The 15,041-nt window shown below is 63.5% G+C and carries 18 protein-coding genes; 11 read left to right on the forward strand and 7 right to left on the reverse strand.

What is annotated here, in order from left to right; all coding sequences use genetic code 11:
• The first annotated feature begins 50 nt into the window (after window positions 1-50).
• The 3 genes from ahcY to AKL02_RS20025 all read left to right on the forward strand — a co-directional run bounded on the left by ahcY (window position 51) and on the right by AKL02_RS20025 (window position 2,328).
• Window positions 51-1,442: an adenosylhomocysteinase gene (ahcY, locus tag AKL02_RS20015; protein ID WP_083079422.1), complete on the forward strand. Its 1,392-nt coding sequence runs from the start codon at window positions 51-53 to the stop codon at window positions 1,440-1,442.
• A gap of 99 nt (window positions 1,443-1,541) precedes the next feature.
• Window positions 1,542-1,886 carry a TraR/DksA family transcriptional regulator gene (locus AKL02_RS20020; RefSeq protein ID WP_078541458.1) on the forward strand — a complete coding sequence of 115 codons (345 nt, stop codon included), beginning with the start codon at window positions 1,542-1,544 and terminating at the stop codon, window positions 1,884-1,886.
• A 100-nt stretch (window positions 1,887-1,986) separates the two neighbouring features.
• Window positions 1,987-2,328, forward strand: coding sequence for a DUF2853 family protein (locus AKL02_RS20025; RefSeq protein ID WP_078522711.1), 342 nt, complete (start codon window positions 1,987-1,989; stop codon window positions 2,326-2,328).
• Between the two features lie 60 nt (window positions 2,329-2,388).
• On the opposite strand, the gene AKL02_RS20030 is transcribed toward AKL02_RS20025, so the two are convergent.
• Window positions 2,389-3,006, reverse strand: coding sequence for an enoyl-CoA hydratase/isomerase family protein (locus AKL02_RS20030; RefSeq protein WP_083079424.1), 618 nt, complete (start codon window positions 3,004-3,006; stop codon window positions 2,389-2,391).
• 118 nt (window positions 3,007-3,124) lie between these two features.
• On the opposite strand from AKL02_RS20030, the gene AKL02_RS20035 reads away from it, so the two are divergent.
• The 3 genes from AKL02_RS20035 to AKL02_RS20045 all read left to right on the forward strand — a co-directional run bounded on the left by AKL02_RS20035 (window position 3,125) and on the right by AKL02_RS20045 (window position 6,806).
• Complete coding sequence (locus AKL02_RS20035; RefSeq protein ID WP_165757037.1) at window positions 3,125-4,615, forward strand: DUF2125 domain-containing protein; 1,491 nt, start codon at window positions 3,125-3,127, stop codon at window positions 4,613-4,615.
• Window positions 4,616-4,684: 69 nt separating this feature from the next.
• Window positions 4,685-6,034 (forward strand): TldD/PmbA family protein, encoded by a 1,350-nt coding sequence (locus AKL02_RS20040; protein ID WP_083079428.1) that lies wholly within the window; start codon window positions 4,685-4,687, stop codon window positions 6,032-6,034.
• On the forward strand, window positions 6,021-6,806 hold the full coding sequence (locus AKL02_RS20045) for a 3'(2'),5'-bisphosphate nucleotidase CysQ (RefSeq protein WP_078602445.1): 786 nt from the start codon (window positions 6,021-6,023) through the stop codon (window positions 6,804-6,806). The genes AKL02_RS20040 and AKL02_RS20045 overlap by 14 nt, the downstream gene beginning before the upstream one ends.
• A gap of 3 nt (window positions 6,807-6,809) precedes the next feature.
• Here the strand turns inward: AKL02_RS20045 and AKL02_RS20050 are convergent, their stop codons facing one another.
• Window positions 6,810-7,439, reverse strand: coding sequence for an NrsF family protein (locus AKL02_RS20050; protein WP_083079430.1), 630 nt, complete (start codon window positions 7,437-7,439; stop codon window positions 6,810-6,812).
• Complete coding sequence (locus AKL02_RS20055; protein ID WP_232621676.1) at window positions 7,436-8,011, reverse strand: sigma-70 family RNA polymerase sigma factor; 576 nt, start codon at window positions 8,009-8,011, stop codon at window positions 7,436-7,438. The genes AKL02_RS20050 and AKL02_RS20055 overlap by 4 nt, the downstream gene beginning before the upstream one ends.
• Before the next feature lie 126 nt (window positions 8,012-8,137).
• Here AKL02_RS20055 and AKL02_RS20060 point away from each other — a divergent pair, with 126 nt between their 5' ends.
• The 5 genes from AKL02_RS20060 to AKL02_RS20080 all read left to right on the forward strand — a co-directional run bounded on the left by AKL02_RS20060 (window position 8,138) and on the right by AKL02_RS20080 (window position 11,145).
• Window positions 8,138-8,410 carry a BufA1 family periplasmic bufferin-type metallophore gene (locus AKL02_RS20060; protein ID WP_078522705.1) on the forward strand — a complete coding sequence of 91 codons (273 nt, stop codon included), beginning with the start codon at window positions 8,138-8,140 and terminating at the stop codon, window positions 8,408-8,410.
• Window positions 8,411-8,467: 57 nt separating this feature from the next.
• Entirely contained in the window at window positions 8,468-9,310 is an 843-nt protein-coding gene (gene bufB, locus AKL02_RS20065; RefSeq protein WP_108722437.1) for an MNIO family bufferin maturase, read from the forward strand.
• Window positions 9,294-10,067: an HvfC/BufC N-terminal domain-containing protein gene (locus tag AKL02_RS20070; protein ID WP_083079434.1), complete on the forward strand. Its 774-nt coding sequence runs from the start codon at window positions 9,294-9,296 to the stop codon at window positions 10,065-10,067. The genes bufB and AKL02_RS20070 overlap by 17 nt, the downstream gene beginning before the upstream one ends.
• Entirely contained in the window at window positions 10,064-10,531 is a 468-nt protein-coding gene (locus tag AKL02_RS20075) for a DoxX family protein (protein WP_078541467.1), read from the forward strand. Before AKL02_RS20070 ends, AKL02_RS20075 begins: the two co-directional genes overlap by 4 nt.
• Window positions 10,532-10,611: 80 nt before the next feature.
• Window positions 10,612-11,145: a flavin reductase family protein gene (locus AKL02_RS20080; protein ID WP_232621802.1), complete on the forward strand. Its 534-nt coding sequence runs from the start codon at window positions 10,612-10,614 to the stop codon at window positions 11,143-11,145.
• 16 nt (window positions 11,146-11,161) lie between these two features.
• Here AKL02_RS20080 and AKL02_RS20085 read toward each other — a convergent pair whose 3' ends face one another.
• The 4 genes from AKL02_RS20085 to AKL02_RS20100 are packed head-to-tail and all read right to left on the reverse strand — an operon-like array spanning window position 11,162 to window position 14,984.
• Window positions 11,162-11,725, reverse strand: a complete 564-nt coding sequence (locus AKL02_RS20085) for a PqiC family protein (RefSeq protein WP_165757038.1) — start codon at window positions 11,723-11,725, stop codon at window positions 11,162-11,164.
• A gap of 12 nt (window positions 11,726-11,737) precedes the next feature.
• Window positions 11,738-13,762 (reverse strand): MlaD family protein, encoded by a 2,025-nt coding sequence (locus AKL02_RS20090; RefSeq protein ID WP_078551049.1) that lies wholly within the window; start codon window positions 13,760-13,762, stop codon window positions 11,738-11,740.
• On the reverse strand, window positions 13,759-14,373 hold the full coding sequence (locus AKL02_RS20095) for a paraquat-inducible protein A (protein WP_232621677.1): 615 nt from the start codon (window positions 14,371-14,373) through the stop codon (window positions 13,759-13,761). Before AKL02_RS20095 ends, AKL02_RS20090 begins: the two co-directional genes overlap by 4 nt.
• Window positions 14,370-14,984: a paraquat-inducible protein A gene (locus AKL02_RS20100; protein ID WP_232621678.1), complete on the reverse strand. Its 615-nt coding sequence runs from the start codon at window positions 14,982-14,984 to the stop codon at window positions 14,370-14,372. The genes AKL02_RS20095 and AKL02_RS20100 overlap by 4 nt, the downstream gene beginning before the upstream one ends.
• Between the last annotated feature and the right edge of the window lie 57 nt (window positions 14,985-15,041).

Consider the following 15,041-nt stretch of genomic DNA (forward strand, 5'->3'; position numbering starts at 1 on the left):
TTTACGGTCCCAGTGCTACATAGCTTCCAAATTCAGATTGGGAGCCGCACATGGCCGATTACGTCATCAAGGATATCGCTCTGGCCGACTACGGCCGGAAGGAGCTCGACATCGCCGAAACCGAAATGCCGGGTCTGATGGCCTGCCGCGCGGAATTCGGGGAAAGCAAACCGCTCAAAGGCGCACGCATCGCGGGGTCGCTGCACATGACCGTGCAGACCGCTGTGCTGATCGAAACGCTCAAGGCGCTTGGCGCCGATGTACGTTGGGCCTCGTGCAACATCTTCTCGACGCAGGATCACGCGGCCGCGGCGATCGCGGCGGGCGGCACGCCCGTTTTCGCGATCAAGGGCGAGACGCTTGCGGAATACTGGTCCTATACCGACCAGATCTTCCAGTTCGAGGAAGGCACCTGCAACATGATCCTCGACGATGGCGGGGATGCGACGCTCTATATCCTGCTCGGCGCGCGCGTCGAGAATGGCGAGCCCGACCTGATCGAAGTGCCCACCTCGGAAGAGGAAGAGGCGCTGTTCGCCCAGATCAAGACGCGCCTCGCGGCGAGCCCCGGCTGGTTCACCCAGCAGCGCGACGCGATCAAGGGCGTCTCGGAAGAGACCACCACCGGCGTGCATCGCCTGTATGATTTGCACAAGAAGGGCTTGCTGCCCTTCCCGGCGATCAACGTGAACGACTCCGTCACCAAGTCGAAATTCGACAACAAATACGGCTGTAAAGAGAGCCTCGTGGACGGCATCCGCCGCGCCACCGACACGATGATGGCCGGCAAGGTCGCCGTCGTCTGCGGTTACGGCGATGTGGGCAAAGGCTCCGCGGCTTCGCTGCGCGGCGCGGGCGCTCGCGTGAAGGTCACCGAGGTCGATCCGATCTGCGCGCTGCAGGCCGCGATGGACGGGTTCGAAGTCGTCGTTCTGGAAGACGTCGTCGACAGCGCCGACATCTTCATCACCACCACCGGCAACAAGGACGTCATCCGGATCGAGCATATGCGCGAGATGAAGGACATGGCGATCGTCGGGAACATCGGCCATTTCGACAATGAAATTCAAGTCGCGAACCTGAAGAACCACAAGTGGACCAACATCAAGGACCAGGTGGACATGATCGAGATGCCCTCGGGCTCGCGCATCATCCTGCTGTCGGAAGGCCGCCTGCTGAACCTCGGCAACGCCACCGGCCACCCGAGCTTCGTGATGTCGGCGAGCTTCACCAACCAAGTGCTGGCGCAGATCGAGCTGTGGACCAAGGGCGAAGACTATGCGCCGGGCGTCTACATCCTGCCCAAGCATCTCGACGAAAAGGTCGCCCGCCTGCATCTGGAGCGGATCGGCGTGAAGCTGACCCAGCTCAAGCCCGATCAGGCCGACTATATCGGCGTCACGGTCGAAGGGCCCTTCAAGCCCGAGCATTACCGCTACTGACCCGATCGCATCGCGATTTCAAAGGCCGCGCCTTCAGGTGCGGCCTTTTTACGTGCAACGCAGGCCATGATCGGTTTTCCTCGGGACAGGAGGAGAGCGATGACACCCGAAGACCTTGCCGCGCGGTTCAAACCACAATTGGAGGCGGAGCTGGCCGAGCTGCGCAGCGCATCGCAGGATACCGCGCAGACCCGCAAACCCGTCGAGCTGGACCAGCAAAGCGTCGGGCGGCTGTCGCGCATGGATGCGCTGCAGAACCAGGCGATGGCCAATGCGGTCGATGGCCGCCGTCAGCACCGGATCACCGCGATAGAGGCCGCGCTCCAGCGCATCGCGGAAGACGAATTCGGCTATTGCGACAGTTGCGGCGAGCCGATCCCCGAGAAGCGCCTCGAACTCGACCCGACCTTCACGCAATGCGTCTCCTGTCGCGGCGGAGGCTGAGGCGCGCGCGTCCCGGGATTTACGCTTTGTAATTTCACTATCTCGGCTTACCCTGCGGCTGCCTTCATTTCTGGGCAGAGCAACCTGATAGGTGGGACACATGGGTAAAAGAGACGAGCTGATTGAGAAATACGCCGAGGATCTGAAATCCAAATGCGGCATGACCCCGGACATGGATCTTCTGACCAAGGTAACGATCGGCTGCGGGCCCTCGATCTACAATGCGGATTCTTCGACCGTCGCGGCGACGGACAAGGCAGAGCTTGAGACCGTGAAGGATAACTTCCTCGTCAAGAAGCTTGGCCTCTCGGACAGCCCGGCGCTGATGGATGCGATCGACAGCGTGATCGAGACCTATGGCCGGTCCGAGCGCAACAAGTATCGCGCCGTGATTTATTACATGCTCACCAAGCATTTCGGCAAAGAAAGCGTCTACGCCTGATCGCGAGCACCTCGCGCAACTTATGACGACCCACGGCCCGGCCTGTCCGGGCCGTTCGCTTTAGCGGATCAGCGCCTTGATCCCGGCGACATGCACCGCCCGCGCGCCCAGTGCATCGGCGGTCAGCGTCTCGATCGTCTCGTCCAGCGCCTCGCGCGGCACGATCCGGTCGATCAGCCCCCAGCTCAGCGCCTCTTCGGCCTCGATCTTCTGTCCCGCCATCAGGATCATCTTCGCCCGCGCAGGCCCCACCAGCGCGACCATGCGCGCAGGGTCCGAGGGCTGCGGCAGGAAGCCGAGCTTCATCACCGGATAGAAGAACTTCGCGCCCGGCACGGCGATGCGCAGATCGCAGGCCAGCGCCATGCCCATCGCGCCCCCGGCCAGCGTGCCATTGAGCGCCGCGATGGTCAGGCAGGGCAGCGATGCGATTGCGCCCGAAAGCCGCTCCCAGACCGGATCGGTCGCCAGTGTACCGGATTTCGCCTCGTCCAGATCGGCCCCGGCGGAGAAGACCTTGCCATTCCCGCTCAACACGAAAGCCCGCGCCTCTTCGCGCCCTGCACGCTCGGCCAGATCGGCGATCTCTCCCAGCATCGCACCGGTCAGCGAATTGGCTTTTTCAGGCCGGTCTATGGTCACGCGCCACAGCCCGTTCTCGATCTCGTGGCGGATCATTCCCAGCCTCCTCACAACTCCCGTGAAACCCATCTAGCAGCCCCGGGAAGGCTTGACCATCGGCCTGACCCAAAGGAGGATGGCGCGACTTGGTTCTCAGTGGAAAGGTACCCCTCTTATGGCATGGCTCAAAACCGTCGGTTCCGGCGCCGTTGTGGTTTCGCTGCTGTCCACCACGGCCTCTTTTGCGGATGTGACCGCGGAGCAGGTCTGGCAGGCGTGGCAATCCGAATACCAGACCTACGGCTATGAGGTGATGGTCGGGAGCCAGAACCGCGAGGGCGACACGCTCACCGTCTCCGACGTGAAGATGGTGCGCAATGTCGACAACATGAGCCTCACGCTCGACTTGCCCGAACTAAAACTGCGCGATCTTGGCGACGGCACGGTGGAGACCGTCTTCCCCGAGACGATGACCGGCGACATGACCGGCAAGCCGGGCACCGACACCTCGGACATCGCCATGAAGATGACGATGACCCAGACCGACAGCAAAGTCATCGTATCCGGCTCGCCGGGCGACCTGACCTACGATATCGACGCGCCGAAGATGACGATGGATCTCGACCAGACCGTCACCGCCGAGGGGCAGGACGTGCCGGTCAAAATGTACTTCTCGCTGGAGAACACCAAGGGCAATTACCACGTTGTCGACGGCGACATGCATTCGGTCGATTCCAAGATGTCCATCGGAACGCTGGACCTGACCGCGTCGGGTGCCGATCCCGAGGGCAGCGGCACGTTCAACATGAACGGCCAGATGAACGACCTCGCCTATGAAGGAACGTTCGCGATGCCCAAGGGCATCGATTCCGAGAAGCTCGACGAGGCGCTCAACGCCGGAGCGAACCTCGATCTTGCGATGACCTATGCCGGCTCGAACTGGACGGTGAGCGCCGACGGTCCCGACGGCAAGGTCGATCAGAAGTCCACCGATCAGGGCGGCAAGCTCGATATCGCGATGTCGAAGGACGGTCTGTCCTTCGGTGGCCAGAGCAATTCCAGCCATATCGAGATGACGACGCCCGAACTGCCCTTCCCGATCACCGCAGATATCCAGTCGGCGGACATGAGCTTCGCGATGCCGGTCGCGAAATCGGATGAGGCGCAGGACTACAAGGCGAAGCTTGGCTTCAACGGCGTCACCGTCTCCGACAATATCTGGGCCATGTTCGACCCGAACGGCGATCTGCCCCATGACCCGGCGACACTGCAGGTCGATCTCTCGGGCAAGATGAAGCTCTCCGAGGACCTGTTCAGCCCGGCCGCCGCCGCGATGGACGCACCGCCGATGCAGGTCGACACCGTCGACATCAACAACATCAAGCTGTCGATGGTCGGCGCCGATCTGAACGGCAAAGGCGCGCTCGAGCTGAAGAATGGCGGGCCGATGCCGATGCCCACGGGCAAGATCGACCTGACGCTGACCGGGGCGAATGCGCTGATGGACAAGCTGGTTGCGATGGGGCTCGTGCCGCAGGATCAGATCATGTTCGGGCGGATGATGCTCGGCCTCTACGCCAAGCCCACGGGCGACGATGCCTACGAGTCGCAGGTCGAGTTCAAGGATGGCGGGGAAATCCTCGTCAACGGCCAACGCGTCCAGTAAAGACTGAAACCCACGGCGAGAAGCCGTCCGGGTCTCCGGGCGGCTTTCGTTATTCTCACGAGGTGTAAATTGACCAAGCCCTCCCTCTCCGATCTGACCCAGTCGCTGCTCGGGGCCGCGAAGCGCGCAGGTGCGCCTGCCGCCGATGCCATTGCGGTCGATGGGCGCTCGGTTGCGATCGATGTCCGCGAAGGCCGTCTTGAACAGGCCGAGCGGTCGGAGGGCGTCGAGATCGGGCTTCGTGTCCTTCTCGGCGGCAAACAGGCCTGTGTGTCCGCCTCCGATATTTCTTCCCGCACCTTCGAGGAAATGGCGCAGCGCGCGATCGCGATGGCCCGCGAGGCGCCCGAAGATCCCTTCATCGGGCTCGCCGATCCGGCGCAGCTGACCGACCGCCGCGATGCGCAAGGCATGGAACTGGCCGATCCGAGCGCCGAACCCTCCGCCGAGGCGCTGCAAAGTGACGCGCTCGAGGCCGAGGCCGCGGCGCTTGGCGTCGAAGGCGTCACCCAGGTGCAATCCGCCTCCGCCGCCTATTCCTATCGGCGCGTCCATGTCGCGGCCTCCAACGGTTTCGCGGGCGGCTATGATCGCAGCTCGCGCGTCGTCTCGGCCGTCGCGATTTCCGGCGAGGGGCTGGGGATGGAGCGGGACTGGGCCGCCGAGAGCCGCATCTTCCAAGCCGATTTGCCCAGCGCGCAGGAAATCGGGCGTCTGGCGGGCGAACGCGCCGCGGCCCGCGCCAATCCGCGCCGCCCGAAAACCGGTGCCTATCCGGTGCTGATCGACGAACGCGTCTCGGGCAGCCTGATCGGGCATCTTCTGTCGGCGGTGAACGGGCAGGCAATCTGTCGCGGGGCCTCGTGGCTGCGCGACGCGTTGGACGAGCAAGTTTTGCCCGAAGGCCTCTCGCTGATCGAGGAGCCGCATCGCAAGCGCGTCTCCGGCTCGCGCCCCTTCGACGCCGAGGGTCTGGCCACCGCGCGCCGCGCCATCGTCGAGAACGGTGTGCTGAAAAGCTGGACGCTCGACCTCGCCTGCGCGCGCAAGCTGGGGCTGCAATCGACCGCGAATGCCAGCCGCGGCACCTCTTCGCCGCCCTCGCCCGGCATCGGCAACGTGACCCTGACCCAAGGCGACAAGACGCGCGAGGAACTGATGGCCGAGATGGGCACCGGGCTTCTCGTGACCTCTTTCATCGGGGCCACGATCAACCCCAACACGGGCGATTATTCGCGCGGGGCCTCGGGTTATTGGGTCGAAAACGGCGAGCCGGTCTATCCGGTCAATGAATGCACCATCGCGGGCAACCTGCGCGATATGCTCCGCAGCATCCGGCCCGCGAATGACGCGCGGATGCATCTGAGCCATATCGTGCCCTCACTTCTCCTCGAAGGAATGACGCTTGCCGGAGACTGATCTTCCCCTTCTGATCGAGACCGCGAAAGAGGCCGGTGCGCTTGCCCTGAAATACTGGAAAAAGGCGCCCGAAGCCTGGGACAAAGGCGACGGGGCCGGTCCGGTCTCGGAGGCCGATCTGGCGGTGAACGCGCTGCTGGAAGAGCGTCTGCGCGGCGCCCGGCCCGATTACGGCTGGCTGTCGGAGGAAAGCACCGACGATCCGGCGCGTCTTGAGGCGCGCTCGACCTTCATCGTCGATCCGATCGACGGCACGCGCGCCTTCCTCGCTCATGACGGTGGTTTCGCCCATGCGCTGGCCGTGGTGCGCGATGGCGCGGTCGTTGCGGGCGTGGTGCATCTGCCGGTTCACGATCTCACCTATTCCGCGACGATCGACGGTCCGGCCTGCCTGAACGGGGAGCAGCTCCGGCCCGGAACGCAAGAAGCGCTCACGGGCGCGACGGTCCTGACATCGAAACTCTCCGACAATCCGAGCTTCTGGCGGCACGCCCAGCCGGATTACCACCGCCATTTCCGCTCCTCGCTGGCATGGCGGCTCTGTCTGGTGGCGGAAGGCCGGTTCGATGCGACGATTTCGCTGCGTCCGGCATGGGAATGGGACATCGCCGCGGCGAGCCTGATCGCGCAACGCGCGGGGCTTCTGGCAACGGATCGCAACGGGCGCGCACTGCGATTCAACCGCTCCCCGCCGCAATCAAGCGGACTGGTCGTCGCCAACCCGACCCTGCATGAGAAATTCATCGAAAATCTGGCGTTTTGGCCGGATTAGGGTCTACCAACGCAGCACCCGCGTCCCGAGCAAAGCCCCCACAAGCATCACGATGACGATCCCCGCCCCGTACCACGTTACGTAGAACAGCGGGCTGTCCTCGGTGCAGTGCAAGGCGTAAATCGCGGTGCCCATGCCCCCGGCGGCAAGCCCCGCCAGCGCCCCGGCCTGAGCCGGCCGCGTCACCGCCCCTTTGCGCAGGCTGACAAGGAGCGCGCCGAGCGCCGGGAGGGACAGCATCGGCACGGAGATCAGGCAGGGCAGGATCGTCTCGCCCTCGAAATCCGCCATGCGCTGGCCCTCGGGCGTGGTCAGGAAGGCATAAGCCAAAAGCGCTGCCCCGATCACCGGGAAAATCCAGAGCCACCCGGTCGAGACTTTCGCCGTCGGCCGTCCCAGGCGCACCGCCATCGGCGTCACAAGCACGGCCAAGACCAGTGGCAGGTAGAATTTCGGGGCGATTTCCGGCGTCATAAGGGTCTGTTCCAGCGGAAAACGCAGCCCATAGACCGAAATCACGAACAGTGCCGACAGCAGAAGAGCCGGCACAAGCCAGCGGCCAAGCACCTGCTTCGGGCGCGGATCGGGCAACGTGTCTTGTTGCAATACGGATATCAGGTCTTCGGTTTTCATATCTCGATCAGCCTCTCGCGAAGCGCGGCCAGTTTTTTCAACGAACGATGCAGCATCACGCGCACCGCTCCCTCACTCATATCTAACGCATCGCCAGTTTCCGCGATGCTTTTCCCTTCGAGCCCGATAGCGCGCACCAGCTGCGCGGCGCGGGGCTCGAGATGGGTCAAAAACGTCTCTATATCGGCCTTTTCCGTGGGATCGGCCTCTGGAGCGGCGGGCAACATCTCGGCGAAATCCTCCACCGGCAGATGGATACGTCGCCCCCGCTTCCGAAACGCATCGACCACTTTGTGCCGAGCGATCGCGTAGCACCACGGCGCCGCCGGTTCATCCTCGCGCCACGTGTGACGCTTCAGATGGATGGCGAGCAACACCTCCTGCACGACATCCTCGCAATCGGCTTCGGACAGCCCGGCACCGCGCGCCCGCACGACAGACCGCAACACCGGGGTCACGGCCTGCAGGAACAGACCGTAGGCGCGCTTGTCGCCCGCATTCGCAGCCCGCAGGAGCTGCGACCAATCTGCTCGCCGATCATGCATCATCGCCATCCCTTCGTTCGCGATCATGCCTTCGTTACAGCCCGATAGAAAAACTTTTTTCGTTCACGCTGGCGTGAGGTGCGTAACGCCAGCGTGACCTCTCGCGAAAGGTGATCAGGACCGCAACGGTCCCAACCAATCAGGGAGACTACCATGAAGACCGAAACCACCCTTGGCTTTGCAACTGCTCTGACCTGCGCGATGGGGCTGGCCAGCGCCGCCCATGCCGAAGATCAGGCGATGGAGAAATGCTACGGCGTCGCGATGGCCGGGCAGAACGATTGCGCCGCCGGGCCCGGCACCACCTGCGCCGGCACCGCGACGATGGATTATCAGGGCAACGCCTGGAAACTCGTCCCGGCAGGCACCTGCACCGAGATCGAGACGCCGCACGGCATGGGCTCGCTCGAACCCAAGGAGATGTGATCCCAAGCGGGGCGTGCGAGAGGCGCGCGCCCCGTTTCCTCACCGATGGAGGCTGCCATGACACTGCCACGCAAAGCGGGCCTCGGCTTCAAGCCAGAGCATTTTCCCGCCATAACAGAGACGAAACCGGATCTCGGTTTCTTCGAAGTCCACGCGGAAAACTACATGGGCGCGGGCGGGATGCCGCATGCGATGCTGGAACGGTTGCGCGCGGATTTTGCGCTTTCGGTGCATGGCGTGGGCCTCTCGATCGGCGGGCCCGATCCGCTGGATCGCGACCACCTCGCGCGGCTCAAGCTGCTGTGCGACCGATACGACCCCGAGAGCTTCTCGGAGCACCTCGCCTGGGCGAGCCATGGCGGCGTCTGGATGCACGATCTGCTGCCCCTGCCCTACACGGCGGAAACACTGTCGCTGATCTGTGATCACGTCGATGAGGTGCAGGAGCATCTCGGCCGCCGGATGCTGCTGGAGAATCCGGCGACCTATGTGCTCTTCGACGATTCCGACATCCCCGAGACAGAGTTTCTGACCGAGATCAGCGCGCGGACCGGCTGCGGATTGCTGCTCGATGTGAACAATGTCTTCGTGTCCTGTGTGAACCACCGACAGGATCCGCGCGCTTACCTGGACGCGTTCCCGCTGAACCGGGTCGGCGAGATCCATCTGGCGGGCCATGAAAAGGAAGAGCTGCCCTCCGGGCCCCTACTGATCGATAGTCACGGGCGCGAAGTCGCGGAGCCGGTTTGGGCGCTTTACGCTGAAACAGTCTCTAAAACCGGGCAGCTACCGAGCCTTATCGAATGGGACAATGACGTGCCGGACTTCGCCACTTTGATGGCCGAGGCCAAGCGTGCGTCGATGATCCTGTCGGGTGACCACCATGCCCTCGCATCGTGACTTCGCCCGCGGGTTCCGCGAGGGCCTGTCCGGCGGGCCCGCGCCGCAAAACGCGACCGCCCAAGATCCGGCCGAAATCGAGCGCCGCTTCGACGTTTATCGCAACAACGTGGCCCACGGGCTGACACAGGCCCTCGCGCGGCATTTCCCGGCGATCGAACGGCTTCTTGGCGCGGATTGCTTCAGGGGGCTCGCCCGGGCCTATATCGCCGAGCACCCGCCGCGCACGCCCGTCCTGACCGAATGGGGCGGCGCGTTTCCGGCCTATCTCGCCGATGAACCTTCGCTGCAATCGCTGAGCTATCTGCCCGACGTCGCCCGCATCGAATGGGCGCGCAGCCGGGCTTATCACGCCGCAGATTCAGAGCCTATTGCGCCGGAACGCCTGCAAGAGACAGCCACACGCGCGGGCACTGACCTGTGCCTCGATCTGCATCCGTCGGTGCAGGTTCTTCAGCTGCTGACGCCCGCCGGTTCGATCTGGACCTCGCAACAACCGGGCGGTCCCGCTCCACCGCGGGCGAAGGAATGGAGACCGGAGACGCTGCTGATTGCGCGGCGCGGGATTTCTCATGTGATCACCTCCGTCGTGCGTAGCTCGACCGGCCGCTTCGTCTCAGCCCTCTCCGCAGGCGAAACCGTCGCCCGCGCACAAGACCGCGCCGGAGCGGATTTTGATCTCAACGCAGCGCTTCTGCTGCTGGTGGAAAATGCGCTGATCGTCGGCGCGGGCATCGAAACAGGAGACGAGTCATGACCGATACGATCGAGGTGAAAACGCCAAAACAGGGTCTATTCCGGCTGTATCATAGGTTTTCCGATGTAGCCCAGCGCTTCCCGGAGGAGATTGTTCTGATCGGAGCGCGGCTCTTTCCGGCGATGGTGTTCTGGATGTCCGGCCGGACCAAGGTGGAGGGGTTCATGATCAAGGATTCCACCTTCACCCTCTTTCAATACGAATACGACCTGCCCGTCATTCCGCATGAATGGGCGGCGGTGCTTGCGACCTTCGCGGAGCATTTCTTCCCATTGCTGCTGATCTTCGGCCTTTGCAGCCGCCTCGCGGCACTGGCGCTTCTGGCGATGACGCTGGTGATCCAGATCTTCGTCTATCCCGGCGCGTGGGTCACGCATGGGCTTTGGGCCATCGCGCTTCTGACGGTTCTGATGAAGGGCCCCGGGCGGCTTTCTCTCGATAAGCTCATCGGATTGGAACGCTGAGCCTTGCTCTCCCCGCCTGCACGATTATGTGTGAGCGCAAAGGAGAGCCGATGCGCGAAAGCGATGATATCGAAGCCGCAATGGGCCGCGCCGAGAGCGAGGGCCACGGCCACCAGCCTGACCCGGCGAATACGCGGCTTTTGCGCGATGCGCTCGCGCAATTCGCGACCGGCGTGACCGTGGTGACCGCCTGTGCGCATGAAGACGCGGCAGAGCCTGTCGGGATGACGGTGAACAGCTTCGCCTCGGTCTCGCTCGATCCGGCGCTGATCCTGTGGTCGGCGGCGCGTTCTTCGTTCCGACATGCGCATTTCACGGCGACACCCACTTTTGCCGTGCATGTGCTGCGCTACGATCAGGAGGCGCTGGCCAAGCGGTTCACCAAGCGCGGCGAAGGATTCGACGGTCTGTCCTACCGGCTGAACGCGTCGGGCGTCCCGCTGATCGACGACACGCTCGCCCGGTTCGAATGCGTGACCGAGGCGCGCCACGATGGCGGCGATCACACGATCATCATCGGTCGCGTCACCCGCTTCGTGAAAGGCGCCGGGACCGACCCCCTGCTCTTCGCGGGTGGCCAGTTCGGGCGCTTCCTTCCCGATCAGCGCAGCTGATTAAAGCTTCAACCGATCAGCGTAGCTGAGCGATCTGCCGCGCGAGCATCGTCACCGCCGCACTATTCGCCTTGGCGATGGCCTGCGGTTCCTGAGAGGCGATCGGCACCGTGAAGTCGAACCGCCGCACCGTGTCTCCGCTACGCTCATAGCCATTCGCCGAGACGAAATAGACGCCCGCAACATGCAGCAGCCCGTCGGCGCCCGGCAGCATCTGCTCGATCCGCACCTCGATCTTGCGCGTGGGCGGATCGGCGAGCGGCCACGGCTCGGAGATCACGGTGGCACCCGAGAGGGACGAGATTTGCCGCGCGAGCGCCAGCGTCACCGACCGCGCCGGATCATCCGCCCAGAGATTGTCGGGGTTCGACCGCAGCGCCCCGTCCGCAGTCTGGAACGCGATCTCCTGCCCGCCCGCATAGTCAGGCAGCGACACTTCCCGCAGCTCGGCCCGGCCCAGCCGGTTCGGCAGCGCCTTCTCGGCGGTGGGTGGGTCGATTGGATAGCGCGCGATCTTCTCGGGATCGGAACACGCCGCGAGGCCCAGGAGGCACAGCGGGATCAGGCTTAGAGCTTTCATCGTCATCTCCTGTCAGCGGCCCAGAATGAAGGACTGCGGATTGCGTTCGATCATACGCGCGAGCGAGCCGATATTCGAGATCGCCCGACGCAACTCGCGCAAGGTGCTAAGGGTTTCGTTCGAGAAGTTGGAGCCACGGCCATAGGTCGCGACCAGTGCCCCCGCCTGATCGACGAGCGACTGCAGCTTCTGCGTCAGTTCCGGCAGCTGATCCGAGGCTTTCGACACCGAATCCGCCGCGTTCTGCGCCGCATCGAGCGTCTGGTTCAGCTTGTCGGCAGCATTCGCCTCCTTCAGCTGGGTCAGGATCGCCGCGGTCTGCTCGAGCGTGTCGTTGAGCGATTGCGGCAGGTCCTGCGTGCCGGGCTTGTTCAGAAGCTGGTCGATACTGGCGAGGATCGTGTCGAGTTTATCGCCCACATCCTTGAGCGGCATATCGGCGATGGCCGTCGCGGCGCGATCTGCGGAAGAGAGCGTCTCGTCGAGGCCCGAGATTTCCTCGAGCACGGAGGACGCCGCTTCCGTCACCCGGTCGAGCGCAGCCACGGTCTTATCCGCGGCATCCTTCTTGTTCAGCTCGGTCGTGAAGGTCTTGAGCTGCTCCAGCAGGCCGGACAACTCGCCCGGAACTTTTCGGGTTTCCTCGCTCTCGGCCACGGCCGAAATCGAATCCAATGTGCGGATCGCGGAGCTCATCACCTCCTCGATCGGCAGCCCTTCGATCCGCTTGAAGACGCCCTGCGCCGATTTCGAGAGATCGTTCTCGGCCGCAGGTGCGGTCGGCAGAGTAGGATAGGGTTTGGCGTCGAGATTCATCTCGGCGTCTGGCAGATCGGGCACATCGGTGAGTTCGATCACCGTCGTCCCGCCCAGAAGCCCGATATTCGCGATCCGCGCTCGCAGCCCACTTTGAATCTCGCCCTGCAGGAACTGCGTCACGGCCTCTTCCCCGGCGTCGCGGGACAGGCCGAGCCGGTCCGGCGACAGCGCGATCGTCAGCTGTTGCTGCGCATAGCTCTGGCCGGTGCTGTCCTTGCGGATCTTGATCGCAAGCCCGGTAACTTCACCTGCCTCGACGCCGCGGAACTGCACTTTCGAGCCGACTTCGAGCCCTTGCACGGGGTCGTCGAAGAGCAGCGTGTATTTCGGCGGGTCGACCACGTCCGACTGGAAGACCGAGTTTTCCGCCGTGTCCTTGCCGTCGTAGAGACGGAAGGCGTGTTCATTCTCGACGATCCCGCCGCCGCTGGTGAACGTGTCGAATTCCACCCCGCCCTGCACAAGCGTCGCGAGCGAGCGCACGTCGAGGCTGAGACCGGAGGTGTCGAATTTCACGGAGAAGCCCGACGTGTCCCAGAACCGGGTCTGGGTCGTCAGCTGTTTATTATACGGGGCTTCGATGAACGCATCCACGATCACGCCGGACCCGTCATCGTCGAGCCGCAGGTTCTGCAGATGGCCCACCGTCAGCCCATGATAGAGCACCGGCGCCCCATCGACGATCCCGCCCGCATCCTTCGCGCGCAACTCAATGATGGTACCCTTGGTCGGATCGGGGGAGATCGGCGGCTTGTCGAGACCCTGAAACATGCTCTGCTGGCCGTTGGGCTTATTGTTCCAGAAGCCCTCGATATAGGTGCCCGACAGCACCGTCCCGAGGTTCTGAATACCACGCGCCGACACTTCGGGGCGGACCAGCCAGAATTTCGCATCCTGATCGACGAACGGCGCAACTTCGTTGTCGATGCGCACGCCGAGCTGCACCTGCTCCAGATCGGGGGTGAACGAGACGCTCTCCACCTTGCCGACATCGACATCGCGGAACTTGAGCGGCGTGCCGATCTCGACCCCGGTCGCATCCTTGAAGTTGATATGGATGAGCATCCCGCGATCCGAGACCGTCTTCCATGCGACGCCGAGCGTGATCAGCAAGGCGATCAACGGCACGATCCAGACGACGGAAAGCCGCGTCCAGATCGGGCGCGGAGCGTTGGAGGTTTCCAGCTCGGCCGGGCCGGTCTCGGGGGTGTCGTTCATGAACTCACTCTGTCAGGGCCGCGCCAGATCAGGCGCGGGTCGAAGCTTTGGGCGGATAGCATGGTGAATGCAACCGAGAGGGCAAAAGACGCGGCGGCAGGGCCGGGATGAATCGAGGCCACGAAACCAAGCTGCACCAGTGCGGAGAGGATCGCCACGACGAAGACGTCGATCATCGACCAGCGGCCGATGAATTCCACCACCTCGTAGAGATGCAGATGCGGAGGGCCGCCTTTGCGGCGCTCGTTTCCGACCGCGAGGGCTAGATAGGCAATGGCGATGAATTTCCCGATCGGGATCATCACCGAGGCGCCGAAGATGATCAGCGCCACGCCGTAATTGTGATGCCGCCACAGCTCCATCGCGCCGCCGACGATGGTGTTTTTCTGCTCATTGCCCAGCGTCGCCGTGACCAGCATTGGGTAGAGATTGGCGGGAATGTAGAAGATCAGCCCCGCGATCCACCACGCCCAGACGCGCTGCAGCCCGCTCTTGTCGACCTTGTGCAGCGTCGCGCCGCAGCGTTCGCAATGCGCATTATCCGGGGTCCAGACCCGGCCGCAGCGGGTGCAGCCGATCAAGCCGGCATCGGTGGCGGTCAGCACATTCATTTTCGTTCGATCGCGTCCCATATCGTCCATTTGCTGACAAAGGAGTTCTTGAGCGCGATCACGATGATGAGAACGCAGAAAGCCCAGAAGGCGGGGCCGAGCGACACCTTGGCGAGACCGCCGAGTTTCACCAGCGCCACCGCCGTGCCGATGATGAAGATCTCCGCCATCGCCCAAGGCTGGCTTTCCTCGGCGAGGCGAAACATCGTCGCGGCATGTTTCCAGGCGGGTTTGCCATTGGCGAGCGGCCAGAGCGTGTAGATCAGCGCAGCGAAGCGGAAGATCGGCAGCGCCACGATCATCGACAGCACGAAGAAGGCCAGAGGCGCGATCCATCCGTCGGAAAATGCCATCGCAACGCCGAAGATAGAGCTCTCATGGCTCAGCCCGCGGGTCGAAATCTCGAGGAAGGGAAAGAAGATCGCCCCGATCATCAGGATCATCCCGGTGAAGGAGAAGGCGACGACATGTAGAAACGATCTCTCGCGGGGCGAAATCAGCACTGTTCCACAGCGAACACAGGTCGCCCGCTTGCCATCGGGCAGATGCGTCGCGCGATAGAGCGCGTCGCATTGCGGACAGGCAATCAGGTCGGCCGGGTCAACTGTCATTGTGTTCGGATGCCCATTCATCTGCCAAATCTAGCGATTGGCCGCGCCACGACAAGG

The sequence above is a fragment of the Thioclava electrotropha genome (genome assembly GCF_002085925.2).
Classification (GTDB): Bacteria; Pseudomonadota; Alphaproteobacteria; order Rhodobacterales; family Rhodobacteraceae; genus Thioclava; species Thioclava electrotropha.